This window comes from Chitinophagales bacterium, assembly GCA_020636535.1.
Taxonomy (GTDB): Bacteria; Bacteroidota; Bacteroidia; order Chitinophagales; family JADIYW01; genus JADJSS01.
This window is the reverse complement of sequence record JACJXT010000011.1, coordinates 1,447,619-1,466,202: the sequence shown is the minus strand read 5'-3', so window position 1 is coordinate 1,466,202 and position 18,584 is coordinate 1,447,619. Positions and strand designations below refer to the sequence as shown.

Here is an 18,584-nt window from a genome sequence, read left to right as displayed (position 1 = left end):
TGTAATATTGTTTAATATAAAAATACACCTTATGAAAAAGCTAATTATTGCCACATTTTTTATTGCGTTATTAGTTGGATTGAACAGTTGTAGTAACAGTTCAAAAGCTGCTTCTGTTAGTGCTTCTAATAATAATGGTACTACCATTTACGATTACACAATGAACGATTTATATGGCAATCCTGTTAATTTAATTGATTATAAAGGAAAAGTCGTTGTTATTGTAAATACTGCTAGTAAATGTGGTTTGGTTAATCAGTTGGGCGAAATTGAAGCACTCTATAAAGCATATAAAGACAAAGGTGTTGTAGTACTTGGTTTTCCTTCGAATGATTTTCTAGGACAAGAGCCATTGAATGGTGCAGAGATAGAAACATTTTGTAGTCAAAATTATGGTGTTACCTTTCCATTGTTTGAAAAAATACATGTAAAAGGAAAAGAGATTAATCCATTATATCAATACTTAACTGATGAAAAAATTAATGGCGTACTAGATGCTCCTGTATCTTGGAACTATCAAAAATTTATTATAGGAAAAAACGGTAAAGTAAAGTATAGCTTCTCTCCTAGAGTTTCTGTAAACGATGTTGAGTTTACTAATGCCTTGAAAAAAGAATTAGAATAAGTGATATTTAGTAAACATATTATTTTTAGAAATAAGCGATTGCTTAAAAGATATTCGTTTAAATCGCGTTACGATTATGAAGAAGTTTTTCTAAACTATACCATTGAAAATGCCAATTATACCATTCATGCTTTGCATTTGAAAAGTATTGCACCAAAAGGAGCTGTATTTTTTTCGCATGGTACTTTAAAACATATTCAATATCACTTACCAAAGTGCTATGATTTTTTAGATAAGCATTACGATGTTTTTATTTGGGATTATCCGAAATATGGAAAAAGCAGAGGCAAATTAATTGCTACTCATTTACATAGCTTAGCAAACTGTATTATGCAAGATTTGGTATTACAATACTTTAACGAAAATGAAGTAGTGCTAGCAGGAAGATCATTAGGAACTGTATTTGCTTCTAATATTAGTAGTAATTATAATAGTAAACACTTAATATTAGTAACGCCTTATGTAAGCATGGACTCACTATTTAAATTGCATTTAAAACGAGAAAAGCCATTTAAACGATTTAGGTATAATTTCGACAATCAAATACATCTTAATAATAATGCTACACCAATTACTATTTTACATGGCACTCACGATAATTTAATTCCATTAGACTATACCAAACAACTGCAGCAATATTTAAAAGTCAATGATAATTTTGTAGTCATTAATCAAGCCAATCATTTTAACATACACGAATTTGATGACTATAAAAACACTATTGGTAAGATATTGGTGTAATAAAATTGACAATGAAGCAACTGCGTATTATAAACTTAAGCATACTTTCTCTTTATATATTACTGATATTGAGTTCTTGTCAGACGAAAACAAACAAAAAAGAAAAAGTAAATCAATTATTTCCAAGTCCTATTGGATACATTAATGATTATGCTAATGTTTTAGACAGTTTAGACATTTTAAAATTAGAATCTAAACTAGATAGTTTAGACAAAAATACAACCAAACAAATTGCGGTTATTTCAATAAACTCATCTGAATTAACTGAGGAAAATTTTAATCAATATGCATTAGACTTATCAAATTATTGGGGCGTAGGAAAAAAAGAAAATAATGGATTGACAATTGTTTTTAGTCCAGAGTTAAGAAAAATAAGAATTTGTACAGGTTTAAATGTAGAAAACATATTAACAGATGAAATATGCAAAAATGTAATAGATAGTACTATAGTTCCTGAATTCAAAAATGGCAATTATTACAGTGGATTAAATAACTCACTAGACAACCTAATTAGACTTTGGAAATAAATACTTAAAACAGATATATAAAATTTATTACACCTCAACTACCCAACCATGTGTGTCTGGTGCTGTACATTTTTGTATTGCAATCAAAGCATTTTTTATCTTAGGTGCTATCTCATATTTTGATGCATCTAATTGATAATCCTTTCCATGATAACCAAATCTATCTACTGGATTTATTACTACTGCTGTTCCTGTTCCAAAAATTTCTGTCAGTTTACCACTTTCAAAACCATCTACAATTTCTTTAATGTCTATTGGTCTTTCTTCTACAGTAATACCAAAATCTTTAGCCAATTGTATCACACTGTTTCTAGTAACGCCATCTAAAATAGCAGAATCTAATGCTGGTGTAACTAGTTTTCCATCTAGTACAAAAAAGATATTCATAGTACCTACTTCTTGTACAAACTGCTTGTGTTCGCCATCTAACCACAACACATCTTTATAACCTTGCTTTCTCGCTAACTCAACAGGATATAATGTTCCTGCGTAATTTCCTGCTGCTTTTGCAAAACCATAACCACCTTTGGTTGCTCTAATATAATCATCATATACTAGTACAGAAATTGGTTCGCCATAATAAGCACCAACAGGACAAGTTATAATAACAAACTTATATTGATCTGATGTTTTTACACCAATAAATGGTTCTGTTGCAAACATTACTGGTCTTAAATACAAAGAAGAATTCGGTACATTAGGTACAAAAGCTCTATCTAAATCAATCAATGTTTTTAAACCATCCATAAATACAGATTTTGGAATCTGTGGCATTGACATTCTAGTAGCAGAAAGATTCATGCGTTCCCAATTTTTCTCTGGTCTAAACAGTACAACTCCACTCCCATCTGCTTTATAAAATGCTTTCATGCCTTCAAAAATTGCTTGTCCATAATGAAATACATTACAAGCTGGACTCAAGGACAAGTTGCCATATGGTAAAATATTCACTTCTTGCCAATCGCCATCATAATAATCAGCGACCAACATATGATCGGAAAAGTTTCTTCCAAATAGAATATTATTAAAATCTATTTGATTTATTTTACTATTATCTATCTTTTTTATATTTATTTTATAATCACTCATCACAAAGAAATTTACAACTGTAAAACTAAGCAATAATTTGCTAAATTTGTGTAATGACTCAGAATAACTTTTATTTTAATTTGAAAAAAGAAGCACTAGTTTTTCCTGATAATTTTAATGGCTTCATCATCTTATATCCACAAAATAGTGAGGAAACGCTAGAAAATCAGCAGAAAGAAATGATACACAACCTTTTAAGTAATGGTTTTAAGATTAATACAAATGCTACCATTATTCTAGCTATTAACAATCAATCAAAAACAATACAATTACCTAAATCTAGTAAGTTAAAAATTGTACTTTTTGGTGTTGACACGAAATTTATTGGTTTGCAAATAGATACTCCTTTGAATAAAATAGTACAATTCAACAATATGAGTATCATCAAAACTCACGATGCTAAAACCATGTTGGAACAAGCAAAGTACAAAAAACAATTTTGGGAAGTAGTTCAAGCTATGATAAACTAAATCAGCGAGTTCTGCGGGAAATAAAAAACAATCAAACTAAACCATATGCAATTAGTATTTGCTACAAACAATCAAAATAAAATTAACGAAGTAAAAACGGTGATTGACCAATCTATTGACTTACTCACTTTAAAAGATATTGGCTGTTTTGAAGAATTGCCAGAAACACATTTTACCATAGAAGAAAATGCTATAGAAAAAGCACAGTTTGTCGCTAATAAATACAACATCAACTGTTTTGCAGAAGATACTGGCTTATTAATTGATGCTTTGAATGGTGATCCTGGTGTTTTTAGTGCAAGATATGCTGGTGAACAAAGAAGTGATAGTGATAATATGGCTAAAGTATTGGACTTAATGCAAAATGAAACCAACAGAAAAGCACACTTTAAAACAATTATTAGCTTAATTTTGAATGGAAAAATATATAATTTTGAAGGAAAACTAGAAGGCACTATTGCTTCAACGCCAAGTGGTAATAATGGTTTTGGTTACGACCCAATTTTTGTTTTAGATGATGGAAGAACACTAGCAATGTTAGCAAAACATGAAAAAACAAAAATTAGTCATAGAGGCAAAGCAATGATGCAACTAATTAATTTCTTAAATCGTCTTTAAAAAAAGGCATATTAAAAGCTTATATGCAAGAACCTTTGGACTACAATAAACAGTTTAACGAGCTGATAGAAGCTTGTATGTGCAACAAAAGAGATGCACAGTATAAACTGTATAAGTTGTTGAGTGCTAAGATGTTTGGTGTTTGCTTAAGATATGCTAAAGATAATACCGAAGCAGAAGATATATTGCAAGAAGGATTTGTAAAAGTATTTAACAACTTAGACAAATTTAGAGGCGATGGCTCTTTTGAAGGTTGGGTGAGACGAATTATGGTGAATACTTCTATTGAACACTATAGAAAAAACAACAAAATGTACTCTATAGTAAATGTAGAGCAAGTTTATGATGCAAGTATTGCAGATGATGAAAATGTTGATTTAGAAGTAGAAGATATCATGAAACTCATACAAGATTTATCGCCAGGTTATAGAACGGTGTTTAACATGTATGTTGTAGAAGGATATTCGCATAAAGAAATAGCAGAACAACTAGGTATTAGCGAAGGAACATCAAAATCTCAACTTGCTAGAGCAAGGTATTTATTAATGGAAATGTTAGAAAAAGCCAATCAAATTAAAATTCAGAAAAGTGTTGCAAAATAAATTAGACCAAATATTGAAGCAAAGACTCGAAGAGTACAGTGTAGAACCGCCAGATAGTTTGTGGAACAAAATTGAACAACAATTGCCACCAACTACACCTTGGTACGACAAATACAAATACTTACTCTTATTGCTCCTTTTAATATCTACTTCGGTAGGCAGTGTATTAGTGTACGAAAATTGGATAAAACCTCAACCAAATAATTTTATATCAGAACAAGTTACTACTAATAATAATTCAAATATTAAACAGAAAAATAATAATGAAACAAATACAGTTTCTAACAATACTGAAATAGATAAAAATACAAACAATAATCAAACAGTAAATCAAAATACTGCTGCTAATAATACTAATACTAAAAACAATGCTAGCACGAATAAATCTGCTACGCTAACTGCTATAAATAGTACACAGAAAACTAGTGTACAACAGCATCAAAACAATATTAATCAGTACAAAAAAGTAAGTAATAATAGTATAAATCAATATCAAGCAAATAATATGAACACTAGTAGTATCAATAAAAATTCTACTAGTAACAAAACTAAAAATCAAGCAAAAAATACTAAGCAATCATCATCTAAAACAACCAATAATACTTCAATAGCAGATGCAAATAATGCTAGTAATAATTACGATGAACAATATACTAGTACTATTGAAAGAAGAAAAGAAAACACAGCTAACACTCAATTATTAGCAAGTATTGATGTTAGCAACATAGAAGTTCAAAAACTAAGCACAACAGAAGTACTAGCATCTTTAGTTAGTCAGAAAGCAAGTATTAATACCAATAAAACAGTTGCTGGAATTGACGAATTAGCTGCTGAAAAAGAAGCCATGCTACAAAATTTAAACGAGTTTGCTGGCTACGATATTAATAAAGGATTTCATTTTGGTGCATTGTTGGGTTTACATACCAACTTTATGGACAAAAATGTAATTGCAGAAGAACAACAAGTGAGTAGTTTTGATAATAAAATAGACTTTGGCAAAGCGTTTGGCGTAAATATTGGCTATGATTTTTCTAGCAGATATGGTTTTCAAACAGAAATACAGTATAACGAAGCTGGAAAAACATTTATGGACAATAGCAATGGTAGTCCAATTAAAAAAGAAGTGAATTTAAATTATTTAAAAGTACCATTACTGTTTAAATATAAAATAAGTTATATTAATAACTATAATTCAAAACCAATCGTATTGAATTTCTTAGCTGGACCACAAGCTAGTTTTTTAATAGGAAAATCATATGAAGTTGATGGCAAAGAAAACAATTTAGATATGATTAACTACAGTAAAACAAATGTTGGTTTTGCTGGTGGCGTTGATATTGACTTGTATATGAAACGCAATTTTTACTTTACCATTGGAGCAAGAACCAGTGCAGATTTTTCACTTAAGAAAGGCAATCCAAACAACTACCAAGTAGGTATTACTACACAATTCAACTTTAGAATGCCTAAAAAAATTAAGTAAGGTTAATCTGTTTCATTTAGAAACAAAATAAAGGAAAAATCGTTATTCTCAACCTGTCTGCCGACAGACATGCTTGATTGGAAATCTTTTTTACGATTTCCTTACCTACCTGCGGTAGGCAGGTAAATTTATTCGTGGTACTCTGTAAGTAGTTGCAAATTTTACAAGTTCAATTAAATTTGGATTATTTAAATCGTTAACTGATTTTATTTTTATATGTCTGAATAACTTTCCTGTTCCTTCTAGCAAATTTGTAGCATCAGGAAGTTCTGCTCCGTAATTAAATCCTAGATTTACATGTTTAGTTGCTGGCATCAACCAACAAAAATGCTCTGTTTTTTTCTTTGGTCCAGTTCCAAATCCAGTATTTTTTTGTTGTATCCAGACTACTTCTACTACTTCTGGTAAAATGGTATAAATTAGTTGTCTTGTTGCTCGTGCAATGTTTTTTATTTCATCTGAAAAACTTTGAATGGCTAATTCAAAATCTTGTTCGTTGTTCATACATGCTATTTTATCTCCCAAAGTTAAGATATTTTGCAATGTATTTGTCATTTATATATTTTAAGTGTACTTCGTAAGTAGTCTCTCCTTCTTGTAAAGTTCGATGTATTAACAATCTGATATTAGTATCATCTTCTACAGTAATTGTTTCAATTTTATCATAAGCTCCATCATCATTCCAAAGTTCAAAATATGGATATTGGCTATTTCTAGTTACTTCTTTTGAATATTCACTCTGAATCAAATCAATAAGTCCAAAATAATTATGTTTTTTATCTTTAATTAAAACAGGTTGATATGCAGGACATCCGACTAAATCTCCATTATACTCTACTCCAATGCCTAAAAAATTGGTTGTTAGTATTTGAATAAGATTACCATTAACTGTAATATTAGTATCTTGGCTTGAGTGTTCGATTCTAAAAACTTGTCTACCATTAACTACTCCAATTGTATCATTAATTTGAATTTTAGCGTACCAAAATGCATTACAAATATCATTGGATGTATTAAAAAGACTATCAGAAATTCCTATAAGACTAATTATTTTTCCATTTAAAGCTGAAATATTTCTAACCAAATTTAAATTTTCATCGAGCAATTTAATTTCCTCACCAATGAGTACTGCTTGTTCATTTATTGCTTTATATTGGATAATATCAATATAATCTATTGTACTTACTCTATTGTAATTATAATCACTTTGCACTTTATCTTGTTGTTTAGATGTATATGAACATGCACTAGTGTATAGTACTGTAAGTATAATAAAGATTGTTTTCATTGTTAAGTAGTAATTTTTCAATTATATAGATAAATATACCAATTTTTAATACAAGTAGCATAAAATCTATATTTCTGTAGTTTATAGTTGGAGATTCCTGATAAATTTCTTCGTTATACTACGAAATTTTCTGGAATGACGCCAAAATGCACAACAGCTTACTACTTATAATTTAGAACAATTTATAAATTTTTCTTTTCCTGCTCCAACATACTTAAGTGTTGGTGAATATTTTCCACCACCAGCATAATCTTGTCCAAATAAAAAGTATTGAAAAGAACATCTTCCGTCTGAATATTTAGATACAAGTGCTGCTTGTAATGTTCTTTGAATGATAGCATGTGTGTATTTGTCTTTTTCAATTTCCCAACCACTAGAAACAATTATAGCTTTACTAAAAGTTTGATTAGAACCTTTGGCATTCATAATATCTACCATTTTTTTGCTTAATGTAACATCAGTCATTTTTGCTTGTGGTAATTCTACACTTTCTGTGTGTAATGCCAATAAGTTGTTGGCTAGCTTATCATAATAGTCTGAAGTATTAGAAGCATCAATTTTAAAGTTAGCATCTATTAATTCATAAGGTTTAGCACGAAATGCCATTCTTAGTTTTACTTCATGAATATCACCTTTACCTTTTAGTACATTCGTAAAATGCTTAGCAATGTTAAAAGCTGTTCGGTTATCTTCTTTAATATATGGAGCATAGTTTTTGTCTAACCATTCTTGAGTTGGTATTAATGCAAATTGTAGATAGTTGTTTTCCTGCATTGCTGTAGTGATGTAGATATATGGTTTTTTGAAAATTGGCATAATCTCTCCATCTACATATAGTTCAAATAATAATGCTGAGAAAGAATTTTGTAATGTGCGTATTTTATCATTGGTGAATATGGTTCCAAAAATAGGTTCGCCATATTTAAAAGTAGTTTGTAAGTCTGCTTCTGTCATTGTATTTACATCTAACATTTTATTAGACCATGCTACTTTATTCAAGTAATCTTTACGAATATCGCCTGTTTTTTCAGTTGCATTATTATTGTCTTTTTCAATCTCATTTGTTTTATCATTTACCAATTCAGTATTACCTAATATAATTTCTTCGCCTTTCGCATCTTTAGTAAGCCGATCTATTTTATTTGAAAGTGAAGTAAAATTAAGCTTTGGATATTGTTCTTGTAGACTGTTAAGTTGATTTTTAATTGCAGTAAGATCAGATAAGCATGTTGTACATTCTCCTGATTTTGCTAGTTCCATTTCTACCTTTCGAGCTTGCTTTTGAAGTGCTTTTAACTCGCTATAAGCTGGATTATTGGGTAGTATTTGTGCATTTGAATTATTCATATTAATAAAAATAAAAAAGATTATTAGTAGTTTTATATAATTAATTTTCATAAGTTATAACATTTTTATATTGTAAAGTTATTTGATTATTAAAAGCGATTAATTAGTAATTTACCAATCATCTATATCAATTTACAAGTGTTGCTTTTTTACAACAAGTGTATATTTAATGGTATTATTTGACTTGTTCTTAGCAATATTGAGTTCAGTGAAACAAGTATTTTTGAACAAAATATTGATTATGCAAAATGAATTATTCCAATTTTTGACGAAGGCAAGTAAATCAGATCGTTTACTTTTTAATTTTATTGCTGGATTTATTTTATTTGGTGTAGCAGTTATAGTGTTAATGCTTGTAACGCAGCCAGCAAAATCTGAAGCAGATGCACGAATTATGAGAATTTTAGGTGTAGTAGCGTTTGCATTTACACTATTTGCTTTTGGTTGTATTTACTATGGAAAGAAAAAATCAGAACAGTTGTTAGATGCTTTTAAAAAACATCCTGAAAAGGTTTTGTGGGCGTATAAAATAAGAAGTCAAAGAAGAGGTATTATTTTTTATGGTGTGCATTTTAAAACCAATGAAGATAAATTGCATGGTGCTTTATTAAATAATGAAGCTGAAGCCGATAAATTACTTGAATTAGTAGCAGTTAGCTATCCGCATATTTTAGTTGGAAGTTCTAGTGAAAATAAAGCAAAATTTAAAGCTATGCTTAAGTAGAAAAACTTAATTAAAAGCGTTTAAAAATTTTAAGACTGCTGGTTTTCTTCGAGCTGCAATTGGAACTTTATCATCGTTAATCATTGTTAAACCATCTTGTATATTTCTTTCTATTGATTTAATAAAATAAGTATTTACTAAATAGGAATGATGTACTCGTAAAAAACTTTGAGATTTTAATATTTTCTCAAAATGTTTTAAATTCTTAGAAGACACATAACGACCTGCTTTAGTTATTATTTCTGTATAAGCTCCTTGTGCAGCACAATAAACTATATCTTCTATATTTAATAAAATTGTTTGTTCTTGATTTTTTACTAATATTTTTGATGGCATTTCTTCATCTGAAGACTTTTTATTTGTCTGAATTTTTGTAATAAGTTCGTTTAATACTTTTATTAATTCTAATGGATTAACAGGTTTTAAAAGATAATCGTATGCTTTTTGTTTTATTGCTTCGATAGCAAACTCTTTATATGCTGTAACAAATATCAAATAAAAAAAATCATCAGATAAACTATCTAGTAAATCAAAACCACTTCCGTCTTTCATTTGAATATCTAATAGAACAATATCTGGTTGTTCTTGACGAATAAGTTTTGCACCATCTAAAACGCCACTGGCTTCATCAATTTGGAATACCTCTGGAAAGTTGTGTTCGACCATAAGTCGAAGTCCATTTCTATTAGCTTTGCTATCATCAATTATAATTAATTTAATCATGATATTGGAATTTTAAGTTCAGCAATAAATTTATTGTCTTGTTGATGAAGCACAATATATTTTTCTATATTTTTATATTTTGGATAAGCACTTTGTAATCTTCCTAAAGTTATTTGCATAGCTCTAGAAACATGTATTTTTTGTTCTTGCTTTTCTTTACTTATACTTGAATTATTAATAATATTTATCAATATATAATTATATTCTGTTTTAATATTTAAGTCTATAATTTTTTCTTCATCTGTATTTTGAAATCCGTGTACAAAACAATTTTCTATAAACGGTTGCAAAATTAAAGATGGTAATAATAGTGCTTTATTTTTTTCATTACAAGTAATTTTTAAATCAACCTTATATTCTAAAATTTGCTCTTGTACTTGACAATATTGTATAATAAAATCGAGTTCTTTTTGTAGTGTCCAAAAATCATCAAATGTTGCATCTAACATATTACGAATCATTATAGAGACATCAGACAAATAAGCTGCACCTTTGTTTGGATCTGACTGATTATACAAAAATGGTTGTATAGCATTTATACTGTTATATATAAAATGTGGATTTAATTGACTACGATGTAAATCATTTTGCAATTGAGCCATTTTTAATTGTGTTTTTAAATATCGACTTCTGTTATACAAATAAGCTATTGCTAATATCAATATTATGAGTCCTAATAAAGATGCAAATATTATAGTCCGCCTTTTGTTTAAAGCTTGTTTTAGTTTTGCTTCTCTAATTTGAGCATCTTTTTTATCTACTTCATATTGTGTTTCTAATTCTTTAATTAACTTTAATTGTTCTTCTTCTTGAATACGATTTTTATACTCATTAGTAATTTCTAGTTTTTCTAGTGCTTTTTCATACATCGAAAGTTCTTTATATCTTAGGTAAGCTATTTCGTTCGTATTATATTTTAGAGACAATGGTAATGTTTTTGTCGTATCTGAAAATTGTTCTATCAATGCTATAGCATCTTTTTTCTTATCATTCCGTATTAACATATCAATTTTCAATACATTAAACATATTTTCATTATTAACATCACTATATTTTAAATATGACATTGCATTATTCAAGTATTTATCTGACAATGTATAATTGTTTATATCTTTATAGTAAATGCTTATTTGTAGTAATGTACTAAATGCCTGATTGTAATTTTTAATTTTAAGTGCTAAGTCCAAAGACTGTTTTGATAAACGAAGAAATTCCTTATCATACTCGTTATTATTTGGCTCTATTTTTTTCATATTTAAGTTATAAGCATTAGCAAAAACTAATACATTTAACTTTAAATCATCTTCTATAGTAATTGAATTAGCATCAATAATTTCTAAAGCTGAATACAAGTGTTCTTTTACTTTATTTAATTGATTTAGTGAAGCATATAAGCCAGCTAATTTATAATGTGCATCAACAATTAAGCTATAATTTTTAATATGTTTAGCTGTTTGAAGTGCTTTTAAAAAATAAGCCATTGCCTCATCAGACTTTGACATATTGGCTTTTAAACCACCAATTCGCATTTGAGCAATGCATACTAAAGAATCATTGTTACTTGCTTTAGCATACTTATATGAAATTAGAATATGATTTTCTGCTGTATCAAGAATGCCTCTATACATATACACTATACCTATAATACCATGTGCCTTAGAAAGTAGTTGATTGTTTTTTGTTCCAGTACTTAAGCTTAAGACCTTTTGAGCATATTCTTGTGCCAAATTTAAATCATACTCTTTGTTTAAATAGTTTATACTTAAATTTAAGAAAGAATCTGCTTGTTCTGTCTTTGAAAACACTTTAGAAGTATTTACTAATTTTTCAGTTTGTCCGTAAATTAAGCTACTGTGTAAAATTAGAACAACTATTATTATTGTATAAAACAAGTACCTTTTCTTATTCTTACCAACAATTGCTGTCATGTAACAAATTTAAAAAGATATATCAATAATCTAGAATAACTAGATTTATCAACAAGAACAATACTAATTAGAACTACATTTTTTCAAATCAATATCCATGATGATTGAATAATTGTTCTATAGCTGTTGCTTGCGTTGGATAATTGGTTTTAAGTTTATTCTTCAACAAAACAGGTGTATTTACATCTGTAGATAAAAGTTGATATACTTGTTTTATTGATATATTACTTACATTGTCAAATGTTTCATTAGTAGCATTGTCAAATAAATCGTAATACAAACCATAAATTATCCAATAACCACTAGTTGTATTTTCTTTCTCTGCATTGATTAAATAGTTTTCTTTTTGATAGGTTTCGTACAAACTTAAATATGAAAAATCTTCTGCCCAACCTTCTGACAATGCAATAATTCCTGAGTTTGGCAACGACTGATAACCATATCCTCCATTGGCAAAAATATAAACAATATAAGGCACCCAAAAATCATTACCAGCTTTTGCATAGTGAATAGCATGACCAAATTCGTGATGTATGGTTTCTATGGCACTAATTTTTATTACTGTTGCTTGTTGTTCTATATACGGTACTGTAATATCTGGTAAAATATCTTTTACAATTGGAGCAACTAAGTTGGCTAACTCTGGTGATAAGTTGATTAAATCTTCTAAAAATAAATTAATTGCAGCAGGATTGGTTTTGCTAATAACATTTAACATTGGTGTAGAATATGCATCGCTTAGCGTTTCTCCTTGATCTAACCAAAATATTAGTTTTTTATTAGGCAATTGCAATTGATTATTGGCAACCACTTGTTTTATTTGATAATAACTTACAAAAGAGGCAATGCTTGAATGCAGTTTTGAGTTTTTAAAATTACTACCAATACTTATTTGCATATTGGTAAACGCACATGAAGTTTTAAATCCTAATGAAAAAGTATTTGGATTAACCACAGCTCCAAGATTATTGATATTAAAAGTGCGTACTTCAATTTCGTTATTGTTAAACTGAATTAAAACTTCTATAGTATCTGAATTAAAATAACTAGCATCTATATAAAAGTTTCCGTCTGCATCTGCAAAACTTGAATTGATATTATTTTGATCTTTAACTAAAACTTTAACGCCTTGCAGTGGTAAATTTTCTTGTGCAATTGGATCATAGTATTCAATATTTCCGTTAATGACTTTACTAGCAACTCTTTTATTGGTAGTAGCAATATTTCTATAATCTACAACATCATAATTATAGTTGCTTAAATTAAAAGCTCTAGGAACTATAGCATAAAACACACCATATTGATTAGTATGTGTTGTAGTATAATTTAGATTTTTATCTGGAACTGCATCAAAATTATGGTCGAGTAAAGTAATGCCATTTTGCTCTAAACTTTCTATTTCTTTATATGATTTTATTTTAAATTTAACTTGTCGATGTGTATAACTGAATCTTCCATTCGGATTTTGAACAATACTTGGATTAGCTTTTCGTTGGTTAATCAATACTTCACAGCTATCTTGAGTAATTGGCACCTTACTACTATTATCATTTTTACTACAACTCCACATTATTAAAGAAATAATAGCAATTGTAAATAAGTTAAAAAATCGCTTCATAGCTTAAATATAAGCATAATTTGCAAAGAAAATAAACACAAAAATTTAAGGAAAAAATTTTGCGGAGAGAGAGGGATAATTATTTAACTCCTATCCTATTGTTGCTCAAATACTTGCTTTGTTGAGCTTTTTTATTCTTTGTTTTTTTAGTTATCTAATTATGTTATATCATTTTCGTTGGCTTCGTTTTCACTAAGCATTTTTTTGATGTTTTTGTTTAAATTTATAGCAGCCAATACAGCTAAAACAATATAAGTTATAAATATTAAAATTTTTAATACAAAAAGTATGACACCAAAACCTTCAAACTTAAAATCAGCAGACGATACATATAATACCAATTGCGATATAAAAAACAAAGGCACTATTGCTTCGTTAACATCTTTCATTAAAAGTTTACGATACTCTTTTCTTTTTCCTTTTTGGGTTATATTGGCTTTTACAACAAACACAACTACCAACCATATTATAACATATATAAGTATTGGTGCTAAGGTGATGATAGTTATTGCATTCATTGTTTTAATTTACGATTCGCTTCGTAAGCACTTTTAGCTTTTTTATTCTTTGTTTTTTTCGTTATTATTTCTTTTGGAATCTCGCTTTATGTCTTCATACTTGTCTGCGACACACTCTGTAATATATTTTTTATTATCATTTAAAGTTTTGTAAAAAGAATTTATACAATGTTCGCTCAATCCACTCTTCTTTATTTTCAAAGTTTTTTCATCAATTACCCTATACATCTGCATTTTAGTATGAAAAATTTGAAGTTTATTTACATTATATATCTCTTTTTCTTTCATTGTTTGTTTATTTAGGACTGTAATAGTTACGCCATAATCACTTATGAAATATTCAAATTTGTACACTTTTTCATGATCTTGTATTCTAATTACCATAACTATCTATTTATTACATTAGGAAATCTTTCTATTATAAAATCCATCAATGCCTTTTCTAGTTGGCTACTGTTTGCATTTTTTGTTTTAGGTTCTCTAATGCCTGTTAAATTTTCAAACTCTATAGCTAATACTTTAAACATATTTATATTTGTAGCTATACTCATTTTTTCAATAACTTCAGTACTAATTCTTTTCTTATTACTGTTTAGTTTTATACTTAGATTTTGAGAATTTTTATAACGCATTTCTTCTGCTACATCAGATTGTTTAATGCCCTTTTTGAGCAAAAAACTTCTTAATACTTCTGGAACATTCATGATTATTTTGTCCTCATTTTCCATATTTTCAAAGTAAGCGTTTCCTTTCATGAGCATAAAGAGTTTGTAAGCAAAGTGTTATTTTTGTAATTTTTTATTTGTTTTTATGAAAGCAATTCATTACATTTGTATCAAAATCGATACAATCAACTCAATTATGACACTAAAAAATGATACCAAAAACGCAGAAGACGGGCTTTTAGACCTAAAATTTAACATTCATTATAGAATGTCTAAAAGAACGCAGGTAAAAAAGAAAGCTATCATGGCTTTTGTGCAACGCCAAACCAAAACCTCTATGGCTACCATAAAACGCCATATCTATTGCAAAGCCGATGATACTTACAGAGTAAACTACGACATCATCAAAGCGTTTGCACAGGCATTAAAAATTGAAGACATTACCGAACTCGAAAATCCTACAGTATGAGTGTAGAAAAAGTAAATAAGATAAGAGAAATGCAATTAGAACTTTTACAACACTTAGAAAGCATAACGCTTTTATATGTAGAAGCGACCGAAAGCATAGAGGGTAATGCATATGTCCACGAATTAGATAGACTGAATTTAAAACTACGAGAAACTACTGCATTATGTGATATAGTTATAGGAAAAATTAATTGGGTAGAAGCGATAAAAAACAATAACAAATGAAAGAAGAAGCTCATGTTGCGATAGAAAATATACGCGTTTTTTTAATGAACTTAGCTATTAGAAAAACATATACAAAAAATAAAATAATGAGTGAAAAATCACAAATAAATAAAGTAGAAGAAATAATCAAAGATTTAAAACTCATTGAATTAAAAATAGCTGAGGTACAAATAGAATGTGAACATTTAAAATTCAATGAACATGCTATTTTTCGTTTTGGTTTGCTTAGAAGACAGATTAACAGAAGTATAAATCATGCTCGAAGAGCAATATACTTTTTACAAAAATAAAACAATGAAACTCTACCAAAAAATAAAACACGAGTTAGCAGAAATTAATAAAAAGTTGGTGGTTATTGGTACACTCAACGAACATTATAAACTACTGGGCGTTCCAATGCCTAAACATTTACAGAAACAAAAAACGGCTATTCTACGCCAAAAAAACGCACTTACTAAACAAGCAGAAAAAATAGAAAAGGACTTTTGCAACTTAGTACCAATGCGTGTAATTATGGACTTAATCCAAACTGGAAAATATTTTGATTTATGAAATTCCTACAACAAAAAATTACATTATACAAAAATGTATTTGATAAAACTGGCACAGAAACAACGGTACAAGAGGCACTCAATCAAATACAACAAGCAGCTGCATTACTCAAGTTGCAAATAAAAAATATTCGTGGCGAAAAAGACAAGGATAAAAAAGGGAAGCTAAAACAAGAACTACCAGCAGTTACATTTAGTGGTAGCTTTGAAAAACGAAGCAAAGATAAACTAACTACCTATTCACACATCTATTGTGTAGATATAGACAAATTAGATATACCAAGGTTGTTAGATTTAAAAACACAATTGCAAGACAATAGTAGAGTGTTAGCGGTATTTATTTCACCATCTGGAAACGGACTTAAAATTCTTATTCCTACAGAAACTACAGCAGATGAACACGAGGCGATATTTCCAATGTTGCAATTTTGGTTCAAAGACTTATACGATGTAGAAATTGATATAGCATGTAAAGATGTTTCTCGTTTGTGTTTTCTAAGTGATGACGATACGATATATATCAATCCTAACGCAATACCTATCAATAAATCTTGGATAACTACACAAGAAATGCCTACACAAACAGCTAACGAAGTGCAAGACATAGACAGTAGGTTAAATGAAGTTCGCAACTTCACCGATAAGAAAAAACAGTACTACGATGGAAACCGAAATGAGTATATACATTTGTTCGCTAATAACTGCAATCGCAAAGGCATAACACAAGATGAATGTTTATATTATTGTTTCAATAATTTTAACGACAGCCCGCAAACCGAAATTACTCGTACTGTAAAGAGTGCTTACAAACACACAGAAGAACACGCTAAATACGAAAATAAAAAATCGTCCAAAAATAAAAAGGGAAAACACAAAGACAACGATCTAGATGTTGGTACTGGTGATAAGTTTTGGAAACAGTCTACAAGAACAAATAAATCAACAGGAGAAACATACAACCAATACACTTTTGTTTATAGATATGCTATAGCGTTTTTAACAAAAAGAGGTTTTTACAAATTTAAGGTTGGTGATAAATATGAACTAATACATGTACAGGACAATGTAATTGAAATGATTTCTGAAACATATATTAAGGAGTATCTACTTGAGTTTTTAAAAACTGATATTAATGATGAAAAAATACAAGTATATGAAATGTATATGAGAGGTGCTAGAACTTACATCTCAAATACACTATTCCTTTCTTTGCATTACTTCAATCCTACACTGCGAAGAGATACAAGAAATACAGCATTTGTGTATTTTAAAGACAACTATTTAGAAGTGTCAAAAAATGGTGTTGAGGTAAAAAAGTATAGCGAAATGAAAGGATATATTTGGAAAAAACAAATCATAGATTTTAATCTTAATTATACAGAAGATTTCGACTGTGATTTTACAAGATTTTTAGAGTACGCCATTACTGGTATTAATAGATATGCTACTGGCGAAGACTATATAGAAACAGAAACAAAAAAAGTTTTAAGCATTAGTACAACAATTGGTTATTTGTTGCATAGATACAAAAATCCAGCACTAACAAAAGCCATTGTAGCAGTAGATAAAACCATTCGTAAAAATAGCTACGAGCCAAACGGACGAAGTGGAAAATCTTTATTATCAAAAGCATTAGGTAAGATGCTCAATAGTGTTATTATTGATGGTAAAAACTTTAAGTTCGATTACGAATTTTCGTTCCAACAATGTAATGTTGACACAGAAGTAGTCAACTTCAACGATGTGCTTAAAAACTTCGATTTTGAGCGATTATTCGGAATGATTACAGAAGAATTTACTTTTGCAAAAAAAGGTCGTGATAGCGTTACTTTACCTTTTGCAGACAGTCCAAAATTTTATATTTCTACTAACTTTTCTTTGCGTGGCGATGGTGATAGCGTAATTGGCAGACAACAAATAGTTGAGTTTACCAATTACTTTAACAACAGCCATACGCCACACAAAGAGTTTGGTAGAATGTTTTTTGATGACTGGGATACAGAAGAGTGGAATAAGTTTTATTCCTATATGGTAAATTGCTTACACAGTTATTTAAAATTAGGATTAATAGCATTTCCTGTAGAGAACTACGCAACCAATAAATTTATAGACAGCTACGGAAGCGATGTCTTAGAATGGTTACAAGATTATATATTAGTAGATAATGAATATAACAAAAAAGAGATTTTTCAAAAAATGGGTTTGGAGTTTAAAAATGTAGAACGCTGGAAGCCGAACACATTTAAGAAGTGCATTGATAGCTTTTGTCAAATCTCAGATTTAGAACTTAATGCACACGCTACCAGTGCAGATGGTCGCATCAAACGCAACGGAATAGAATATTATACTTTTACTAATATAAAACAACAATAGT

Annotated in this window: 23 protein-coding genes; 13 read left to right on the top strand and 10 right to left on the bottom strand. The window is 28.9% G+C overall.

All coding sequences use genetic code 11. The annotated features are described in order from the left end of the window. Positions 1–31 precede the first annotated feature (31 nt). The 3 genes from H6553_06865 to H6553_06855 are packed head-to-tail and all read left to right on the top strand — an operon-like array spanning position 32 to position 1,893. Positions 32–625, top strand: a complete 594-nt coding sequence (locus tag H6553_06865) for a glutathione peroxidase (protein ID MCB9033539.1) — start codon at positions 32–34, stop codon at positions 623–625. Next, complete coding sequence (locus H6553_06860; GenBank protein MCB9033538.1) at positions 626–1,366, top strand: alpha/beta hydrolase; 741 nt, start codon at positions 626–628, stop codon at positions 1,364–1,366. Positions 1,367–1,377: 11 nt separating this feature from the next. Next, positions 1,378–1,893 (top strand): TPM domain-containing protein, encoded by a 516-nt coding sequence (locus tag H6553_06855; GenBank protein MCB9033537.1) that lies wholly within the window; start codon positions 1,378–1,380, stop codon positions 1,891–1,893. Between the two features lie 27 nt (positions 1,894–1,920). Here the strand turns inward: H6553_06855 and H6553_06850 are convergent, their stop codons facing one another. Continuing rightward, positions 1,921–2,982 carry a branched-chain amino acid aminotransferase gene (locus H6553_06850; GenBank protein ID MCB9033536.1) on the bottom strand — a complete coding sequence of 354 codons (1,062 nt, stop codon included), beginning with the start codon at positions 2,980–2,982 and terminating at the stop codon, positions 1,921–1,923. Positions 2,983–3,035: 53 nt separating this feature from the next. Here H6553_06850 and H6553_06845 point away from each other — a divergent pair, with 53 nt between their 5' ends. From H6553_06845 to H6553_06830, 4 genes are read left to right on the top strand one after another with little or no spacing between them, the layout of a single operon-like run. After that, entirely contained in the window at positions 3,036–3,452 is a 417-nt protein-coding gene (locus H6553_06845; GenBank protein MCB9033535.1) for a hypothetical protein, read from the top strand. 45 nt (positions 3,453–3,497) lie between these two features. Next, complete coding sequence (gene rdgB, locus H6553_06840; GenBank protein ID MCB9033534.1) at positions 3,498–4,070, top strand: RdgB/HAM1 family non-canonical purine NTP pyrophosphatase; 573 nt, start codon at positions 3,498–3,500, stop codon at positions 4,068–4,070. Positions 4,071–4,093: 23 nt separating this feature from the next. Further along, positions 4,094–4,672 (top strand): RNA polymerase sigma factor, encoded by a 579-nt coding sequence (locus H6553_06835; GenBank protein ID MCB9033533.1) that lies wholly within the window; start codon positions 4,094–4,096, stop codon positions 4,670–4,672. A gap of 13 nt (positions 4,673–4,685) precedes the next feature. Then, positions 4,686–6,155: a PorT family protein gene (locus H6553_06830; protein ID MCB9033532.1), complete on the top strand. Its 1,470-nt coding sequence runs from the start codon at positions 4,686–4,688 to the stop codon at positions 6,153–6,155. A 105-nt stretch (positions 6,156–6,260) separates the two neighbouring features. Here H6553_06830 and H6553_06825 read toward each other — a convergent pair whose 3' ends face one another. The 3 genes from H6553_06825 to H6553_06815 form a co-directional block, all read right to left on the bottom strand. After that, the gene (locus H6553_06825) at positions 6,261–6,659 is read right to left on the bottom strand and encodes a DUF1801 domain-containing protein (protein MCB9033531.1); all 399 of its coding nucleotides are present in this window, start codon (positions 6,657–6,659) and stop codon (positions 6,261–6,263) included. A gap of 10 nt (positions 6,660–6,669) precedes the next feature. After that, entirely contained in the window at positions 6,670–7,443 is a 774-nt protein-coding gene (locus H6553_06820; protein ID MCB9033530.1) for a hypothetical protein, read from the bottom strand. A 165-nt stretch (positions 7,444–7,608) separates the two neighbouring features. Continuing rightward, positions 7,609–8,790 carry a hypothetical protein gene (locus H6553_06815; GenBank protein MCB9033529.1) on the bottom strand — a complete coding sequence of 394 codons (1,182 nt, stop codon included), beginning with the start codon at positions 8,788–8,790 and terminating at the stop codon, positions 7,609–7,611. Positions 8,791–8,998: 208 nt separating this feature from the next. Here H6553_06815 and H6553_06810 point away from each other — a divergent pair, with 208 nt between their 5' ends. Further along, a complete protein-coding gene (locus H6553_06810; protein ID MCB9033528.1) occupies positions 8,999–9,514 on the top strand; it encodes a hypothetical protein in 516 nt (171 codons plus the stop codon). 6 nt (positions 9,515–9,520) lie between these two features. Here H6553_06810 and H6553_06805 read toward each other — a convergent pair whose 3' ends face one another. The 6 genes from H6553_06805 to H6553_06780 all read right to left on the bottom strand — a co-directional run bounded on the left by H6553_06805 (position 9,521) and on the right by H6553_06780 (position 15,029). Further along, positions 9,521–10,237: a response regulator transcription factor gene (locus tag H6553_06805; GenBank protein MCB9033527.1), complete on the bottom strand. Its 717-nt coding sequence runs from the start codon at positions 10,235–10,237 to the stop codon at positions 9,521–9,523. Beyond that, on the bottom strand, positions 10,234–12,165 hold the full coding sequence (locus H6553_06800; protein MCB9033526.1) for a histidine kinase: 1,932 nt from the start codon (positions 12,163–12,165) through the stop codon (positions 10,234–10,236). The genes H6553_06805 and H6553_06800 overlap by 4 nt, the downstream gene beginning before the upstream one ends. An 88-nt stretch (positions 12,166–12,253) precedes the next feature. Next, complete coding sequence (locus tag H6553_06795; protein MCB9033525.1) at positions 12,254–13,783, bottom strand: hypothetical protein; 1,530 nt, start codon at positions 13,781–13,783, stop codon at positions 12,254–12,256. Positions 13,784–13,941: 158 nt separating this feature from the next. After that, positions 13,942–14,301: a hypothetical protein gene (locus tag H6553_06790; protein ID MCB9033524.1), complete on the bottom strand. Its 360-nt coding sequence runs from the start codon at positions 14,299–14,301 to the stop codon at positions 13,942–13,944. Between the two features lie 42 nt (positions 14,302–14,343). Next, a complete protein-coding gene (locus H6553_06785; protein MCB9033523.1) occupies positions 14,344–14,589 on the bottom strand; it encodes a hypothetical protein in 246 nt (81 codons plus the stop codon). A 98-nt stretch (positions 14,590–14,687) separates the two neighbouring features. Then, positions 14,688–15,029, bottom strand: a complete 342-nt coding sequence (locus H6553_06780) for a hypothetical protein (protein MCB9033522.1) — start codon at positions 15,027–15,029, stop codon at positions 14,688–14,690. A gap of 82 nt (positions 15,030–15,111) precedes the next feature. On the opposite strand from H6553_06780, the gene H6553_06775 reads away from it, so the two are divergent. From H6553_06775 to H6553_06755, 5 genes are read left to right on the top strand one after another with little or no spacing between them, the layout of a single operon-like run. Continuing rightward, positions 15,112–15,435 carry a hypothetical protein gene (locus H6553_06775; protein MCB9033521.1) on the top strand — a complete coding sequence of 108 codons (324 nt, stop codon included), beginning with the start codon at positions 15,112–15,114 and terminating at the stop codon, positions 15,433–15,435. Then, positions 15,432–15,659 carry a hypothetical protein gene (locus H6553_06770; protein MCB9033520.1) on the top strand — a complete coding sequence of 76 codons (228 nt, stop codon included), beginning with the start codon at positions 15,432–15,434 and terminating at the stop codon, positions 15,657–15,659. The genes H6553_06775 and H6553_06770 overlap by 4 nt, the downstream gene beginning before the upstream one ends. Continuing rightward, positions 15,656–15,949 carry a hypothetical protein gene (locus H6553_06765; protein ID MCB9033519.1) on the top strand — a complete coding sequence of 98 codons (294 nt, stop codon included), beginning with the start codon at positions 15,656–15,658 and terminating at the stop codon, positions 15,947–15,949. Before H6553_06770 ends, H6553_06765 begins: the two co-directional genes overlap by 4 nt. A gap of 4 nt (positions 15,950–15,953) precedes the next feature. Beyond that, positions 15,954–16,211 carry a hypothetical protein gene (locus H6553_06760; protein MCB9033518.1) on the top strand — a complete coding sequence of 86 codons (258 nt, stop codon included), beginning with the start codon at positions 15,954–15,956 and terminating at the stop codon, positions 16,209–16,211. Beyond that, on the top strand, positions 16,208–18,583 hold the full coding sequence (locus tag H6553_06755) for a hypothetical protein (GenBank protein ID MCB9033517.1): 2,376 nt from the start codon (positions 16,208–16,210) through the stop codon (positions 18,581–18,583). Before H6553_06760 ends, H6553_06755 begins: the two co-directional genes overlap by 4 nt. Position 18,584 lies beyond the last annotated feature (1 nt).